Source organism: Gardnerella pickettii (assembly GCF_029226345.1).
In the GTDB taxonomy this organism is placed as follows: Bacteria; Actinomycetota; Actinomycetes; order Actinomycetales; family Bifidobacteriaceae; genus Bifidobacterium; species Bifidobacterium piotii.
Genome location: NZ_JAKNCU010000001.1, coordinates 817,484 through 833,911 on the forward strand (window position 1 = coordinate 817,484; position 16,428 = coordinate 833,911).

The 16,428-nt window shown below is 37.1% G+C and carries 15 protein-coding genes; 4 read left to right on the forward strand and 11 right to left on the reverse strand.

The window, feature by feature from the left end; translation table 11 throughout:
- Window positions 1-22: 22 nt before the first annotated feature.
- The 3 genes from MAF46_RS03170 to MAF46_RS03180 form a co-directional block, all read right to left on the reverse strand.
- Window positions 23-1,237, reverse strand: coding sequence for an argininosuccinate synthase (locus MAF46_RS03170; protein ID WP_004574607.1), 1,215 nt, complete (start codon window positions 1,235-1,237; stop codon window positions 23-25).
- A gap of 261 nt (window positions 1,238-1,498) precedes the next feature.
- Window positions 1,499-2,905, reverse strand: coding sequence for a sensor histidine kinase (locus MAF46_RS03175; protein ID WP_004574608.1), 1,407 nt, complete (start codon window positions 2,903-2,905; stop codon window positions 1,499-1,501).
- Window positions 2,906-2,911: 6 nt separating this feature from the next.
- Window positions 2,912-3,613 carry a response regulator transcription factor gene (locus MAF46_RS03180; protein WP_004574609.1) on the reverse strand — a complete coding sequence of 234 codons (702 nt, stop codon included), beginning with the start codon at window positions 3,611-3,613 and terminating at the stop codon, window positions 2,912-2,914.
- A gap of 139 nt (window positions 3,614-3,752) precedes the next feature.
- On the opposite strand from MAF46_RS03180, the gene MAF46_RS03185 reads away from it, so the two are divergent.
- Genes MAF46_RS03185 through MAF46_RS03195 form a run of 3 tightly spaced genes read left to right on the forward strand, consistent with a single transcriptional unit; the run spans window position 3,753 to window position 6,063 of the window.
- Window positions 3,753-4,517: an ABC transporter ATP-binding protein gene (locus MAF46_RS03185; RefSeq protein WP_004132070.1), complete on the forward strand. Its 765-nt coding sequence runs from the start codon at window positions 3,753-3,755 to the stop codon at window positions 4,515-4,517.
- Complete coding sequence (locus MAF46_RS03190) at window positions 4,514-5,239, forward strand: ABC transporter permease (protein WP_020757887.1); 726 nt, start codon at window positions 4,514-4,516, stop codon at window positions 5,237-5,239. Before MAF46_RS03185 ends, MAF46_RS03190 begins: the two co-directional genes overlap by 4 nt.
- Window positions 5,240-5,298: 59 nt before the next feature.
- A complete protein-coding gene (locus MAF46_RS03195) occupies window positions 5,299-6,063 on the forward strand; it encodes an ABC transporter permease (RefSeq protein WP_004132068.1) in 765 nt (254 codons plus the stop codon).
- Window positions 6,064-6,322: 259 nt separating this feature from the next.
- On the opposite strand, the gene MAF46_RS03200 is transcribed toward MAF46_RS03195, so the two are convergent.
- Window positions 6,323-8,020: an ATP-dependent nuclease gene (locus MAF46_RS03200; RefSeq protein WP_004574611.1), complete on the reverse strand. Its 1,698-nt coding sequence runs from the start codon at window positions 8,018-8,020 to the stop codon at window positions 6,323-6,325.
- Window positions 8,021-8,371: 351 nt separating this feature from the next.
- Window positions 8,372-9,028: a peptidase gene (locus MAF46_RS03205; protein ID WP_275883741.1), complete on the reverse strand. Its 657-nt coding sequence runs from the start codon at window positions 9,026-9,028 to the stop codon at window positions 8,372-8,374.
- 905 nt (window positions 9,029-9,933) lie between these two features.
- On the opposite strand from MAF46_RS03205, the gene MAF46_RS03210 reads away from it, so the two are divergent.
- The gene (locus tag MAF46_RS03210; protein WP_004113289.1) at window positions 9,934-10,137 is read left to right on the forward strand and encodes a helix-turn-helix transcriptional regulator; all 204 of its coding nucleotides are present in this window, start codon (window positions 9,934-9,936) and stop codon (window positions 10,135-10,137) included.
- A 57-nt stretch (window positions 10,138-10,194) separates the two neighbouring features.
- Here MAF46_RS03210 and MAF46_RS03215 read toward each other — a convergent pair whose 3' ends face one another.
- The 6 genes from MAF46_RS03215 to MAF46_RS03240 all read right to left on the reverse strand — a co-directional run bounded on the left by MAF46_RS03215 (window position 10,195) and on the right by MAF46_RS03240 (window position 16,427).
- The gene (locus MAF46_RS03215; RefSeq protein ID WP_081090754.1) at window positions 10,195-10,839 is read right to left on the reverse strand and encodes a helix-turn-helix transcriptional regulator; all 645 of its coding nucleotides are present in this window, start codon (window positions 10,837-10,839) and stop codon (window positions 10,195-10,197) included.
- 345 nt (window positions 10,840-11,184) lie between these two features.
- Window positions 11,185-12,468 carry a hypothetical protein gene (locus MAF46_RS03220; RefSeq protein WP_060785474.1) on the reverse strand — a complete coding sequence of 428 codons (1,284 nt, stop codon included), beginning with the start codon at window positions 12,466-12,468 and terminating at the stop codon, window positions 11,185-11,187.
- Between the two features lie 211 nt (window positions 12,469-12,679).
- The gene (locus tag MAF46_RS03225; RefSeq protein ID WP_060785475.1) at window positions 12,680-13,639 is read right to left on the reverse strand and encodes a hypothetical protein; all 960 of its coding nucleotides are present in this window, start codon (window positions 13,637-13,639) and stop codon (window positions 12,680-12,682) included.
- Window positions 13,640-13,767: 128 nt separating this feature from the next.
- A complete protein-coding gene (locus MAF46_RS03230) occupies window positions 13,768-14,274 on the reverse strand; it encodes a GNAT family N-acetyltransferase (protein WP_060785476.1) in 507 nt (168 codons plus the stop codon).
- A gap of 426 nt (window positions 14,275-14,700) precedes the next feature.
- A complete protein-coding gene (locus tag MAF46_RS03235; protein ID WP_060785477.1) occupies window positions 14,701-15,651 on the reverse strand; it encodes an ABC transporter permease in 951 nt (316 codons plus the stop codon).
- On the reverse strand, window positions 15,648-16,427 hold the full coding sequence (locus tag MAF46_RS03240) for a hypothetical protein (RefSeq protein WP_060785478.1): 780 nt from the start codon (window positions 16,425-16,427) through the stop codon (window positions 15,648-15,650). The genes MAF46_RS03235 and MAF46_RS03240 overlap by 4 nt, the downstream gene beginning before the upstream one ends.
- Window position 16,428 lies beyond the last annotated feature (1 nt).

The following is a 16,428-nucleotide window of genomic DNA, read 5'->3' on the forward strand; positions in this document are numbered from 1 at the left end:
TCTTAGTTGTTTTTAGTTGTTCTCAGTCGTTCTTAGCAACGCGCATATCTCGAGCTGCAGCAACTTTACTAGACAATCCGTAGATTTCAATAAATCCGTTGGAAGCGCGCTGGTCGAAGGTATCGGAAGAATCGTAAGTAGCCAAGTTAAAGTCATACAAAGACTCATCCGACTTTCTGCCTGTTACAACAGCCTTTCCTGCGTACAAAGTCATGCGAATATCGCCAGAAACATGCTCTTGAGTTTCGTTTATAAACGCATTCAAAGAACGCACAACTGGCGAGAACCACTGGCCATCGTACACAAATTCTGCCCACTTTTTGTCTAGAGCACGCTTAAGCCTGTGCTGTTCGCGCTCCAAGCAGCAATTTTCAAGCTCTTGATGCGCTGTAATCAAAGCTTGCGCGCCTGGAACTTCGTACAATTCGCGAGACTTAATGCCAACTAAACGATCTTCAATAATATCGATTCTGCCGATTCCTTGAGCGCCTGCCCTTTTATTCATCTCTTCAATCGCTTGAAGCGGAGTTACGCTGTGACCGTCAATCGCAACTGGAACGCCTTTTTCAAACGTGATTGTAACTTCGTCTGGAGTTTTAGCTTCCAAAGGATTCTTTGTGTAAGAGTAGCATTCCTCGGTTGGAGCATTCCACGGATCTTCCAAAAAGCCTGTTTCAATTGCCCTTCCCCAAACATTTTGGTCTATGGAATACGGGCTTTTCTTGCTTTGAGTAATCGGAAGATTATGGTCGTTTGCAAAAGCGATTTCCACATCTCGAGTAAGCGACAAATCACGAATTGGGCTAATTGCCTTTAATTCTGGGTCCAAAGACTGAATCGCAACTTCAAAACGAACTTGATCGTTTCCTTTACCCGTGCAACCGTGTGCGATTGTGTCAGCGTCAAATTCGTGCGCTGCGTGAACCAAGTGACGAGTAATAAGTGGCCTAGAAAGCGCGGAAACTAAAGGATACACGTCTTCGTACATTGCGTTTGCTTTTAACGCAAGCATGCAATAGTTATCCGCAAATTCTTCGCGAGCATCAACTACATACGACTCAACAGCTCCGCAAGCTAAAGCGCGGTTTTTTATGACTTCAAGCGCTTCTCCGCCTTGACCAACATTTAATGACACGGCTACAACGTCTTGGCCTGTTTGCTCTTTAAGGTACGGAATTGCTACAGATGTATCGAGGCCACCCGAATACGCCAATACAATACGCTTCTTATTAGTCATAGCAACCTCCCACGGTCATATATTGAATAAATAATATTGAATAAATAAACAATACATAGCATATTATACAACTATATATACAATCTCAACACGCGCAGAAATACACCATTTTGGCGATTCGCGCTTAGAAGTATTTAATCAAAAACCAAAACAAAGATAATACTTATACAGTTAACAGATATGCTTAGTAGGCACAATTTTAAGGCATAATTTTATAAGCATAACTTATAAGCATAATTTATAAACATAATCGCAAATGCGTTATAAATATTTTTTATTCGGAACTGTTAACTCAACCTTAAACCCACCGTATTTGCTTCTGCTTATATCAACCGTTCCATTATGAGCGCCAATAATCTGCTGAACAATCAGCAGACCCAAACCATGACGCTGTTCTGCAGTACTTGTATCGCAAATCATATAGTGCGGTGCATGATTAAGCTTGTCGATTTTTTCATCTGAAGCACCTATACCGTTATCTTCAACACAAATAATACAATTATTATTATTTTCAGCAACGGATACATAAATCGTACACCCATTTTCATTGTGAGATATGCTGTTCTGAATAAGATTAGATATTGCTCGTTTTAATAAATCTTTGTCTACGCTAATATTGCAAACAGTCAATTTAGCATCTGTTTCCCACTTAATCGAAAACTCATCTTGCATACCCATATTCATAAAGTCCACAACAACTTGCCTAACAACAGCAACAACATTTTCTTCTTTTTTCATAATTGGTTGCATATTATATTCAAGTTTTGAAGCCAAATTAAGGTCATTAATCAAATTCTTCATTCTTGCACTTTGCTTAATAATCATCGTCGCTTTTTTACGATCTTCTTGCGAAATATGGAGAGAATTTTCTAACTGTCCTGCATACCCCATAACCATAGATAACGGCGTACGAATATCATGTGAAACTCCAGCTATCCAATTCGCTCTTGCAGTCTCCTTTTTTCTCAATTGTTCTTTTTGTATTTGCAAAATATCGGAAGCAGAATTTATGTTAGATGAAATTTCTGAAAGCGCTCCTGTTTCTGGAATATGCACGCTTTCTCCACTAGATAAACGTTGTATCCCTTTTGTAATCGGATTAATTGATTTTAGTAGTTTTATATTAGCTATTAAATAAATTCCAAGAATAAGCAAAATGTTGATGAAGAATACGCTTAAAAGAATCTGCGGAAAATTTGAGATTAAACTGTATTTCCAACTTGGTCGTGTATGTTTCCAAAAGCTTTTATGCGGAAATCCGACTACGACAACTCCATTCTTATTATCACCCGTGTAAGTTGGATAACCATCAATATAACCAACGCTCAAATTAGCTACATCAGACAAAGTATAATCGTTTGGAATAGTTGCAGGAACGTCTTTTGTTTTCCATACGACTTTCAATGTATTATTATCAATCAAAATTGCCCATGCGCCAGAATTTGTCAATTTGGAAGACATATTTTTTGATAATACATAATCCCCACTTGCGGATAATTGTAATGCTTCTCCCGTCTCTTTGGCTATGCTATAAGGAGACATCTCTTTATCGGGAGCGTAATTTCCTATAAGTACAATAAACGCAATAATATTCATTAATACTATAAGCACAGAGCTTAGTAGAAAAATACTTATAAAGCGTTGTATTAGTTTTGGTATGCTTTTCATTCTGCTTTACTCCACAATCAGCTTATACCCTAAGCCTTTAACTGTTATTAAAGAAACAGGCTGCGATGGATTGAGTTCTATTTTTTCTCTGATACGACGTATATGTGCCATTAAAGAATTTTCATATCCAAAAGGATTATCACCCCATGCAGCTTCACATAACGCGTCAATTGTTACAATGCATCCAGCATTTCTATAAAGTGCAGAAAGTAAATCATATTCTTTGGCTGTGAGTGGAATATGTTCGTTATTTTTTATTACTTGGGCAGAAGAAAAATCAATCTGACTATTTTTCAGTTTAACAATGGGATTTTCGCTCTTGTAGCTTCGTCTTAAAATTGCCATAATGCGAAACGTTAGCTCTTTTGGAAGAAACGGCTTTACAATATAATCGTCTGCTCCTAAGTCAAATCCCTTAAACTTATCTTCATCTTCACCGCAAGCAGTAAGGAATAAGATAGGACAATCACTATATTGTTTTATCTGCTTCATTAACTCAAACCCATTACCGTCGGGGAGCATAACATCAAGGATTGCTAATTCTGGACGTAATTTTTGTGTTGCCTCTACAGCATCTTTCATGCTTTTTGCAGTAGTTATATTATGAAAACCATATTCGCTTAATATGGATACAACCATATCTAAAAGTTCCTGCTCATCATCAACAAGTAGCAGATGCTTGTTCAATAAATAATCATTCCGATTCATGGAGAACCCCCTAACATATATTATGCCATGTGAATATTCATTTTTTGACCTCGAATAAAAATGTAAGGTAGATGTAAGGTGAAGAGAATGTTGTAGAAAGGTTGACGCAATATCATAGATTCCGAAAGGAGATATTGCCATGAACAATATTGTTACAACAGAACATTTAACAAAAAAATATAAGTCATTTATTGCTGTTAATGATGTTTCACTTCATATTCGCAAAGGTAGCATTTACGGCTTTCTTGGGCCAAATGGAGCTGGAAAATCTACAACAATGAAAATGCTCCTAGGGCTTACAGCTCCAACAAAAGGTGCATTTACAATCGACGGAAAAAAGTTTCCTGCCGATCGCATACCTATTTTGAAAGAAATAGGCTCATTTATTGAATCACCATCTTTCTATGCAAATCTAACAGGTAGAGAAAATCTTGACATTATACGTCGCATTTTAGAACTACCTAAGAGTGCAGTTGATGACGCATTAGAATTAGTAGGTCTTTCTGAGTTTGGAGACCGTCTTGCAAAAAAATATTCGCTTGGCATGAAGCAAAGGCTTGGTCTTGCTGGAGCATTGCTTGGTAGACCACCTATTTTGATTTTAGATGAGCCAACAAATGGACTCGATCCATCTGGCATACACGAAATCCGAAATCTGATTAAGTCACTGCCAGATCTTTACGATTGCACGATTCTTATTTCTTCTCATATGCTATCCGAAATTGAGCTTATTGCAGATGATATTGGAATACTTAATCACGGACACTTGTTATTTGAAGGTAGTTTAGATGAACTACGACAGAATGCATTACAATCTGGTTTTGCTTCCGACAATTTGGAAGATATGTTCCTATCCATGATTGATGAAGACAATAAGATCAGGAAGCAGAGTGCAAGACTATGAAAACGCTTGTAATCGAACTAAAAAAATGCAAGAGAACTGGCTTTATAGCTCTTATGATTGCTATTGGCATTATGGGAGCAGCGTACGCTTTTGTGAATTTTATTGTACGAAAAAATACATTATTAAACCTGCCTTTAGCTCCTATGGATATTCTTCTTACACAGCTTTACGGCATGATTATGGTGTTAAACATGTTCGGCATAATAGTCGCAGCATGCATTATCTACAACATGGAATTTAAGGGAAATGCAGTAAAAAAGATGCATATGCTGCCTATGAGCGTTCCTGCTATGTACCTATGCAAATTTATTCTGCTGACTGTTCTATTACTAATCGCTATTTGCATACAAAATTTAGCACTTGCAAAAATCGGTGTAACAGATTTGCCACAAGGTACGTTTAATGTAAGTACTCTTATATCTTTTGCTGCATATTCATTTATTACGTCAATGCCTGTATTGTCCTTTATGATTTTTGTATCATCACGATTTGAAAACATGTGGGTAACGCTTGGAATTGGTGTAGCAGGATTTTTAAGCGGCATGGCATTGGCTTCGTCAGACATTGTGCTTTTTATGGCATCACCTTTTATAGTTATGCTAAAACCAGCAGTTGCCATGAGCGCGCAACCTAATACTACGGTCGTAATCGTATCCATAGTTGAAACACTTCTGTTTTTATGTTCTGGATTGTGGGCGGCTAAGAACCTGCACTATGAATAAAAACACGCACTATAAGTAAAAACTTGCACTATATAACTATGAATAAGGAGACTATGAAAATGAGATTTTTTGAACTTCTTAGAATCGAATTTAAGAAAGTAAAGCGTAGTAAAATTATTCCTTTGATTTTTATTGCACCACTAATTGTGGTTGGATCTGGTGTAGCAAGCCTTCATAGATACTTCACTCCAGAATATACACACGCATGGGCTGCTATGTTTATTCAAAGCGCATTAGTCTATTCATACTATTTGCTTCCGCTTAGTATGATTGTTATTTGCGTGATGATTGCAGGACGAGAAACAAGCAATAACGGAATACTAAAAATGCTGGCACTGCCTGTTAGCAGATACGCGATTTCTGCTGCAAAATTTTGCGTACTGCTATTTTATTTGCTTATGGAAATGGTCGTATTTTTTGCCGTATTCGTTATAGCAGGATTGTTTGCAACCAGTAGCACAGGAGTTACAGAAACGCTCCCAATTATGTATCTATTAAAATGGTGTTTAGATCTGTTTTTGACTATGATTCCAAGCGTAATAGTCATGTGGGCGATTACTGTGCTTTTTGAAAAGTCAATGCTATCCGTTGGATTAAATATACTTCTTGTTATTCCTGGCGTATTAATAGCAAATACTCCACTTTGGATAGTTTATCCTTATTGTTACAGCGGATATATGGTTTCCCGCTCTCTACATGCAGTTACATCAACAGGATTAGGAAACGGATTTAATCTTATACCATTTTTGCCATGTGCAATTGCAATATCTGTGTTTGTATTTTTGATTGCAATAACACAATTTGGTAAAAAAGAAATGAGATAACAAAAGATACTAAATAACAATGCAACGAAATAACAAATGCAGATGTGAATTGCAAAATTGCGTATAATGTTTTAGCTATACACAAAACGCGTAAAACGTTCAAAACGCTCAAAACGCAGTATGGAAACAGATAGAACAAAAACAAAAAGCTTTCGGTTTTGAATGCCCCTAGTAGCAAACAAAACCGAAAGCAACACACTCAACACTCAAAACACAAAACACACACAACAAACGCGCATATGATGCAGACTAATAGGCTTTATGCATCCTTACCGCTGTTACAAAAGTTATTTTTGTATATTTTAGTCATAAATTCTATTGACTTCTTTATCTCTTCATCGCTAGGCTTTGTGCGCTTTATATTGTTTTGTATTACAGCTTTAGAGCATTCTTCGCAATCGCATTTTTCAACATGATTATCTATAAGATCACCAGGATGATCAATATAATTCCTAATATATGTGCTCATAGATTTATCACGTTTACAATATGGCTTGCCAACATGGTTAATGTTAAAATGATTATCGTCAGTGCTATTTTCAGTTTCCTGTTCAATTAGCCATTTGTCAAAACTACTTATACTTTTTTCTGATACAGTTCCCTTTCCTTTATCATAATGCTTTCCTATTGCCTTCTTATGTAGAGCATTAAAAAGCTCAATATGATATTCAACACTAGGCATATCAAATGCACAATAGTTTATTTCTCCCCACGTTGGAGAGTATTCCCCAGATACGTTCAGCATCTCTTTTTTATTAAATCCACTATATCGTTCTTTGCTATTCGCATTTTCTTTGCTTGCCTCTTCCTTACTAAATATATTTAATTTGTCTTTTAAGCTTGGCTTATTATCCGTGTTTTGATTAACTTCATAGAATGCCTTCAATAAATACGGAGAATGAGTTGTTATAAGAATCTGAGATCTTTGTGATAATTTATTAAATGATTTCATCAAATTATTTTGTGCATTTGGATGCAGGAATGTTTCTGGCTCATCAATGCAAAATATAACTGGCTTTTCTACACTGTCTTCAGATTTATTATTTATCTCTGCATATAACTGAATCAGACTCAAAGCCAGCGCTCTCTGCATACCTGTTCCCTTTTGGCACACTGGCGTAGCAATCCCATTATCAGATACAAGTACAACACCATTTTTGAAGAAACTATCTATTTCAGGTAGTTCAAAATCGAATTTTACTTCGCCCTCTCCGTATTGCTCATCTAGTATTTTTGTTACTTTGCGCTCTGTATCTTCCAGTATTTTCTGTAAGCCTTTGTCTCCAAACGCTTCTTTGTGCGCATCCTTAAACTTTCCCCATAAAGTTTTATTACCGTTTCCATCATCTTCTCTTTGAAAATCTTTTGTTAAATCATTTATTATTTTTCCTATTATCTTTGTCTTACCAAAATCTTGATATTCTTCATTCTTTAAGTCGGAATACACAAATTGCACATCAAACAACGCTGCAATGGTTTTATCAATTCCCGTAGGATTTTCGTATCTTTTAATTCCTTCTTCATTGGAGTTTGGATTGTAAACCCTTATGTTTTTAATATCAAGATTAACAGTTTTCTTACCTTGCACAATAGAAGTACTCTTGGAACTTCTTAGTATTCTTATGCTACAAGTTTCATTATCGCAATTTTCCTTATTGCACTTTTCTTTTATAAGATAGTCTTGGTATTTTTTTAGACCAGAGTTATCGCTATTAACTAATTTTTCAATATCTGTACCTGTAAATTCAATTTCAACACTTACATCTTCTGACTCTTTACCCTTTGTTATATATTCTTCTTTACTCTTTCCCGATTGTATAAATTCAATTGCTCTAAAAATTGTTGTTTTACCGCAATTATTATTTCCAACAAAAAAATTAATTCCGTCCGATAATTTTAATTCATGCTTTCCAGCAAAACTCTTAAAATTGTTTAATATTATTTTTGAAATATACATATCAAACTCCTTGCATAAGTTATATGCAGAAACTCATTTTCTTTCTAACAAATAAATGTGTTCATTATTTAAGAGAAATAAAATAGCATCTTTGCATCAATTGTAATTCTATGATTATTATTTCTAGAATCGCTTTGTTTTCTATTAGTACCATTTAAAACACAACTATGTGCTATAAATTCCTAACTGCTAAAGTCGCAACATTATTAGAACATTTTGATATAGCAAAGGGATGAATGGATTAACCACTCACCCCTTTACTATTTTGTAAACACTAGAACTGTCTTTACGTAATGCCTAACAAATTACAAAACATAACCATTAAGCTTAAAGACAATTCCAAATCAGTGCTTAGTGACGAGCCTTGCGAACAGCAGCACCCATGCCAGCAAGCATAGTGGCAGCCAAAGCGGTCAAAGTTACGCCAACACCAGTAGCAGGCAACTTCTTACCGGCATCCTTCTTCTTCTCAACCACAGTGGTCTTAGCACCAGCAGCAGCACCATTGGCACCAGCCTGGCCAGACTGACCCTGCTTAGCCTTTGCATCCTTAGAAGTCTCAGCTGGCTTTGTGTCCTGAGGATTCTTTGGATCAGCTTCAGCTGGAGCAGGCTTAGCTTCATTCAAAGCCTTCTGAGCCGTCTCAAGAGCCTCCTGAGCTGTGCTCAATTCCTTCTGAGCTTTCTCTACAGCAGCCTTCTTCTTTGCACCATCAGTATCATTATCATAGGTAGCTGTCTGAGCATCATTTGCTGCCTTTGTCTTATCTGCAACAGTAGCCTTAGCCTCTTCAACAGCAGCCTCGAGCCTCAAGACCTGAGCTTTAGTATAAGTCTTAGCAGCCTTCTTCTGAGGGATGAGCAATTCGTTAAAGAAGCTGCTCACTTCTCCTTGGTTCTTGAAAGGCGTGTCATCATTATTAGCAGCCATTGCTGGGGTTGCCATTGCAAAGCCAGCGAGCAAAGTTGCGCCAGCAGCGAAAGCGGCGATAGCCTTCTTATTCATCATTTTATTTCCTTTCTTCTTCTCCTATGCGTTAGGGGCGCATAGAAAAATTTGCCTTTGCGGTTTCCCGCGTAGTAACCGAGAACTAGGGATTCATCGGTAACTGACTTAAAAGATACAACATACTCTACCGAAAATCAACTAAAACATTCAGCTAACATTAAGGTTTGTTCTAAATATTTTATTGTGATTTTACTAAACTAATACTATTTGCCGTAAATTTTACATATGATTCGCTATCAAACCGTAAAAATACGCATTTCAAGGTTTTTGAAGAATTTTCCCAGGTTTTTTTAAGGAAAGCTTTTCGGGTGTGTCGTGTCGCTTGCGCGGTCTAAGCAAAAAGGCAGGTACTGTCGTAAATCAAATACAATCGCACTACAGTTTTGCGTGTTTATGTAGTGCGTTTGTATCAAAAAACACCGAAATTCGGTACAAACACACTACATGGCAGGTTCTGTCGTTCGCACGGATTAGCCGTGCTATTCCGAACGGCTATTAGTAGCCGTTCGGCTGATTTGGCGCATAAAGTCCACTGGACTTTATGCCTTAAGCCAAATCACGCTTTGAAGGAGCTTGAAATGCGCTATGCAATTTCAAGCTCAGTCAAAGCGCGCAGCAGAAGCAGTGCTTCTGCCTTGAGTGGCTCAGCGCTCCGAATTGCCTTCGCGCGCGACTCTTCAAGCGCTCAGGCAGGTCGGAGCGCAAACACACTACAGTTTTATCAATGCCAATCTCTTCATTTACTAGCAAACTATACTTTTCACACTCCTTCAGGTTTACCAATACGTCTAATTCACATCCCACAACAATACCTAAACCAACAATGGAAAGCTAACTTGACATTTGCTTTCAAAACAATTATATTATATGTAAAGCTAGCTTTCCATTAGAAAGGAGAATGTAATGTGAAAAATAGACTTGAACAAATTAGAAAAGAAAAAGGCATAACACAAGAAGAACTTGCCGATGCACTCGAAGTATCAAGACAAACAGTCGGTTCTTTGGAAAATGGAAGATACAACCCATCAATCATATTGGCATACAAAATTGCTAAGTACTTTAATTTAACAATCGAAGAAATATTTATATACGAGGAAGATAAAAAATGAAAAAACAGAAAACCCAGAATTTTTGGTACATTAAAACCAGACCCACCCACCCATTTACTACTTATTACGAAGCTTACCAACTTTCATAAATTCTTTATCTCCAATACGGAACTTTTTACTATTAAACGCCACTCCCATAATTCTGCTAATAATATACTCATCAGTTATAAGCACGAAATACTGCTTATCTTTTTTATCCACCAAATAATACTGATCAGCCCCAAGAGTGGAAACAGCTTTACTGAAATCATATATGCCAAACAATGGTAATCCTCCAAGGAGAGTAGAAAACCATCCAACAAAATTATCCACCATTTTCTCAGATGAACTGTTATAAGTCTTAACAACAGTTAGCATATTGATTTCTGAGTCAGGATATTCATCTAATACAATCTGCTCTTTAATTTTCAACTTCTTAAAACCGCTCAACCTACCGTCGAAACCATATTTATTGAGATTAATAGGCTTCTTAGTAATAGAAAAATCAACGCTACTGTTCTCATCCAAAAGATAATCAACACTCACGCTTAGAGCAGATGCAATAAATTTCAGATTCTCTATATCTGGCAAACCCCGATTCGTTTCCCATTTTGCTACAGCAGCACGAGATACCATCAATAATTCCGAAAGCTCCTCCTGCGTCAACCCAGCTTCCAGACGAGCCTTTTTAATTTTTTCTCCCAAAGATATAACACTACTCATAATGCAACTCCTTTCAAATCAGTTATTACACATCATGAAATTACTTGACGGAAACCAAATTAGTATTGAAATATTTGATTTAGATACCGCCTAATTACAAACTAACAAATAATTTACAGCGGAAAAAGAAACAAGGTGAAACACTATAGTTACCAACTGTAACAGCATAAGAAATCAAATAATGCAGGGAACTTTTACAATTTTTACACCGATTTGTTCCCCAAAACATAAGCAACTAGAGCACGCAAATATGGATGCTACTATCTGACAATCACTATCTGGCAATCTTCAGATACTCTTCGATTTTGGCATCCAACCACTCTGCCCTACTACCAATCAACCCTACTACCAATATGCCCTACTGCTCTTTGCAATTAGCCCAGTGCTATATTCATAAGTATAGGTGTTCTGCATATGAGCATCACTCGGCGACCAGCTTCCATCTGAAGATTTTGAAGCCTTAAACAGAATATAAAGACCACATTTTCCATCCTGAGAGTCCCTGTTATACTGCAGATAAGTAATGTCCGAACGGCTTTCACTCAGAACAAAATACATATCCCCCTTGGCAGTATAGTTCTCCTTGAACGCAAAGCCTTTCGCCGCAAAATACTTATCAAATATCTTAAGCGCTGCATTTCTTTCCCTCTTTGATTCTAAATCATGCTCAGCGGAATCATGCAAATCGGAATTTTTCTCTGGCTCTTCAGCCTTTAATCTTGCATCTTTTAATCTTGTATCTTTCCTGTTATTGCGATCTATTCTGCTATACCACTCAGATTCACTTATTTTTGGATCAGTATCACTTGAATCTTTCATTGGTCGAAGATACTTAAGGAAAAATGGACCTTCAGACTTATAAAGATAATACTCAAAAGGAGCATACATATCATCCACGTGCTCTGTGTATGTACCATTATCATTTTGTTTCACAGAATATCTTCCAACAATAAATAAAACGTCAAAAAATCCAAGACCTAAGATAATCAATACGCAAAGTAGAACAGATAGATAACGAAGTACAATTCTTATACCTATTTTCCGTATACGCGAAATAAGATAGAGATTATAGAAAACACATTCAAGAGCAATCGTAATCATCCAAACAACTGGCATTGCCGCGCATATAACATATACCCAAGTCTGCAAAAGCCACCGATTTGGAAGATGCAACGCAGTTATTTCAAAAAATGCAGTTAGAATACCACTTAACACAAAAAAGCAACAAAGAACCAGTGAGAGTCTACCCTTCCCCTGTTGATTATCATAGCTAAGAAAAGATTTGTTACGCTCTACATTTGCACTCCTAAAACGACTATGTATATTGCGCTGCCCAATAACACAAATAACCCAAATAAGAGACACTACAACAAGAAGAAGAATTGCAAAACAATAGGTGATCCATCCAAAAAGCTGTAGCTTATTGGACGCCATAAAAACAGTTCCAATAATCATTAAGATGGAAAAAATTTCCGCACTCGGCTGTAAAACCTTATACTTGGATGATTCCTTATTTGCACTGCGAAGGTTTTCACATATTTGCTCATGCGATTCACAATATAGAGGATTCTTCTCATCTGTGGGAGTATGTTCCTGCTTTTCTTTCTCTTTCGTCGACGAATCTAACATTTTTCTATCCCTATATTCTGTTCCTACATTCTGTTTCCTATATTGCGCTTACGATTTACAATTGTTCTAATTATTCCAGTCGCTTAGTCTGTTCTCTTCTAGCGTAAATAATCGCGAGTATTTGAACTTCTTTTCTACTCTCATCAACACAACGCTTTCGACGTATGTAGAACCTTTTGCTCAAAGAAGAAGAAAACAGTCTTATAAAATCTTATGCGGCTACTGCGGTTCTTCTCCGTGGGTGCCACTTGATAACGAGAACAATATTGGTAAGCACAATACCAACGACTACACTCACCCATGCCAAGCTAGGTGTAAGCAGCCAAGCGAGAACACCGAAGATAAGCAGTCGAAGCAGCACAGCAATGACTAAGAAAGGCCAACTTTTTGTTAGGCATTTCTGTTGATCGGTCTTCAATGCGCCCATCAGAACCATAACCGCAGCCGCCGCGCAAGAAAATAGCATATTGCCCAAGAATATGACGAGTAGCGTTCGCCAGCCAACGCTACTACCCAGCATCCACCATTGCAGTATCAATGCAAGCAAAAATGTTGCAACATCGCATACTGCTTCAATCAGCATATTCGCAACAATTAACGAGGAGAATGTTAGAGACGTACCTCTAGGAGTGTCTGTTTTACCTTCGCTCGCATGCTGTAATGCAATCATGTTTCTCGCCTCGGCGCGCTTTACGCGCTCTTCTTCAAGCATTTGAACACCAAGCTCAACCGATTTCTTTGAAGCTTCCTGTAATTGCGCATCCGTCATACCTGGCTGCCAAGGCTTTTCGAAAACAAACAGCAACACACTAGTAATCGCTGCGCCAATAATAATGCTTAGCAATGTGATATCGGAAACAAGCAATAAAGCAATACCAGAAGTCACCAGCAGCCTGAGCACAAAATCGATGATTCCTCTGAGTAAATCGCCAGACCTGTCATCTGGTCTGCGATGCCTATCCCACTGCAGATACGCTGCACTTAGAAGCGAAAACAACACAACACTCAGTGCAAGTATTGCCACAGTTTCCCAACCTAGTACGCGGTGCCCTACGAACTGCTGTACAAGCAACGCAATAATAAGCGTGCAAATACCAGCAACAGTTTCTGTAATCACATAACCCCAAAAAGCATCCTTGAAAAGCACTGGCCTTACATTCGTCTCACTCATCATCTTTCCTCAGAAAATCCAATTACGGAATATCGTGCTTTGATTGTATAGCTTTAATCGCACAAAATATCTAAAAATTACCCTAAACACCGCTTGAGCGGTCAGTATAGATTAAATTAATCTTTTTCCTATATATTAATCCAATATCTTCTTGTTGTAACGTTTCCTCTTGATAAGCTATTTTTCACTTTGTTTTCTAAAATTCCACCATTATTTTCTATGACTCGTATCGATCCGATATTGTCATCATCACACGTAATTAAAACCTTATGTAGATTCAAAGTCTCTTTACAATATGTAAGTGCCATAGAAAGCATTTTTGTTCCATAGCCCTTCATACATTCAGATTGTCTAATCTCGTACCCTATGTGGCCGCCATAGTTAATTAAAAAAGAGTTTAATTCATGCCTAATATTAATTTCACCAATAAATTTTTCATTATCTATCAGCCAAAACGTAGTAGCTTTAACATAATTTTCAGGCAAATTTATACCATGTTCAATATTATAAGAACTCTCTATAATCGTCTCAGGGTGTATAAAACGTCTTTCTGCATTCGGCCTAAAAATTTCATCTTCTTCATTTGCTTCTATATAACCTTGAATATATTTACTATCTGGTCTAATTAATTTCATAAGTTCTCCTTATTTCTAATATGTGATTCTAATAAGAATGCAATTCTATTAAAATTAGAATCCATAATAGTCTGTTTAGCTTTAATAGTATTACTATTTAAAAAAAAACCACACATACAAGCTTTTATTAAAGAAAAAATTTAATTTTTTCTTTCAATTAGTGCGAGCTTTTCAAATCCATAAAATTTTTCTTTTCCATAAAGCACAGCTTCTACTAGAAAAGTAATGTATGATATAGCCAAATATACAAACAAAAAGTGGGTGCACTTTTTAACGATAGGAAAAAAATATCGCAAAAAGGTTTAAGATTGGCTTAATAGCTTGCTGAACAATCTTACGCAATAATCAACATGCCACTAGTCTTACACCCACTCCCCATACGCGAATTTAATATTTATATAATTAACTAAATCCCATATTTATCAGCTAAAATCCGATATTTGTTAAAGTACCTTTACGTCGTTGAATCGCCACACCAACATTCCATATGATCACACCAACAATTGCCCACAACGCACCAACAATAAGAATCACAAGTAGCGATACGCCAACATTTACAGAACCATCAACTATACTACGCGATACTTGCGTAACATGAGTTACTGGAATCACATATAACACGTATTGCATCATCTTAGGAAATACGCTAATTGGAGCAATCACACCACAAACAATAGGAAGTATTGCACTAAGCGCGTTAGAAATAATATAAACATCATTCATCATCATGCTTATAGCAGCTATAGCAATACCAAATCCCGTAGAAGCAACAGGAACAAGAAGGAACAACAGCATCAACGCGCTCATATTAATCACAAAGAAAACACTCGGGCTTACTACAAGCATTGTTATAAACAAAGTCACAGCATCACTCACTAAAGAAATAGTCACGAGCGCAATAATACGACCGAACCATAATGGTAATGCAACTTTTGCGCTTGTAAGCACGAATGGTGTTGTGCCTTCAAAACGGTCCCATGCTAGTGCTTCTGACACAGTCATACTTGTGGAAATAGAACACGCACCCATAACAGCAGCAAGAGTTGATGCAATCAAACTATGATTAAAACCCGCGCTAGTCGCATAACTAGCTGCTCCATTGAAGCCTCCGATTACAGCTCCAGCTAGAAAAACGTATAAGAACGTGGATAAAAGAGGCTCAACAATCATACGGATAACAGCAGTATTCCAACTATTTAAGCTAGGTATACTCTGTATACTCACTCTTGCGCCAGTTCGTATACTAGATAACACGCTCACGTGACCATACTGTGAATATTGATTATATTGATGTAATCTAGCGTACTTATTATTTTGAATAATTTTATTTCGCATTTTATTTCGCATAGTTTCAACCTGATTATTATTTCGTATCATATTATGTTCAAACTTCCATTAAGCGTTGCAAGTCGAATAGCATGACGTAACATAAAACCTGCAATAACAAGCAGAACGCTGGATAATACAACGCATAACACAATTGCTAACACAGTAGCAGCATTAAACGATTGTGCATGAGCCACCCACACTGCAGACGTAAGCGGATGAATAAACGCAATAACGCGAGCTGGCAATGGCATTGATTCTACAGGGATCACTATTCCACAAAGCATCCATACAGGAATTAAAATCAAACCTTCATAAACTGTAGCTTTACGGCATAATACAAAAATTCCAGATAATAATGCAGCAGAAGCTACGCAAGCGAGCATAGAAAGTAAGTATCCAACTAACTGCGTGAATGTTATCATAAAGAACCCATGGCAGAAAACAGCAACGGTAATAATCGCAAGCGGCATACCAATACAACCAAGTAAAGCTGCGGATCCTACAATAGGAAGAAACACTGCAGAAGGTGAGATAACACTTAAAGTTAAATATTGCAATGTCCCTAAATAACGCTGGTATCCAATAATTCCAACAGCAGTAGTTGTAGCAGACCATAATCCAGCTATAGAAGAATCAACCCAAATATTATTAAGACAATTAGCGCAATCATGAGAAAAACCATAGTATGCAACAATTTTCATCAACGCAAAACATACTGGAGCAAGTATCGCATTTTGCAAGAAAAACGTTGTTTTCGCTAAACTTTTAAGCTGAAACCACATGCCACGAATCACAGAAGCGTATAAATGAGTAGAAGTATTCATA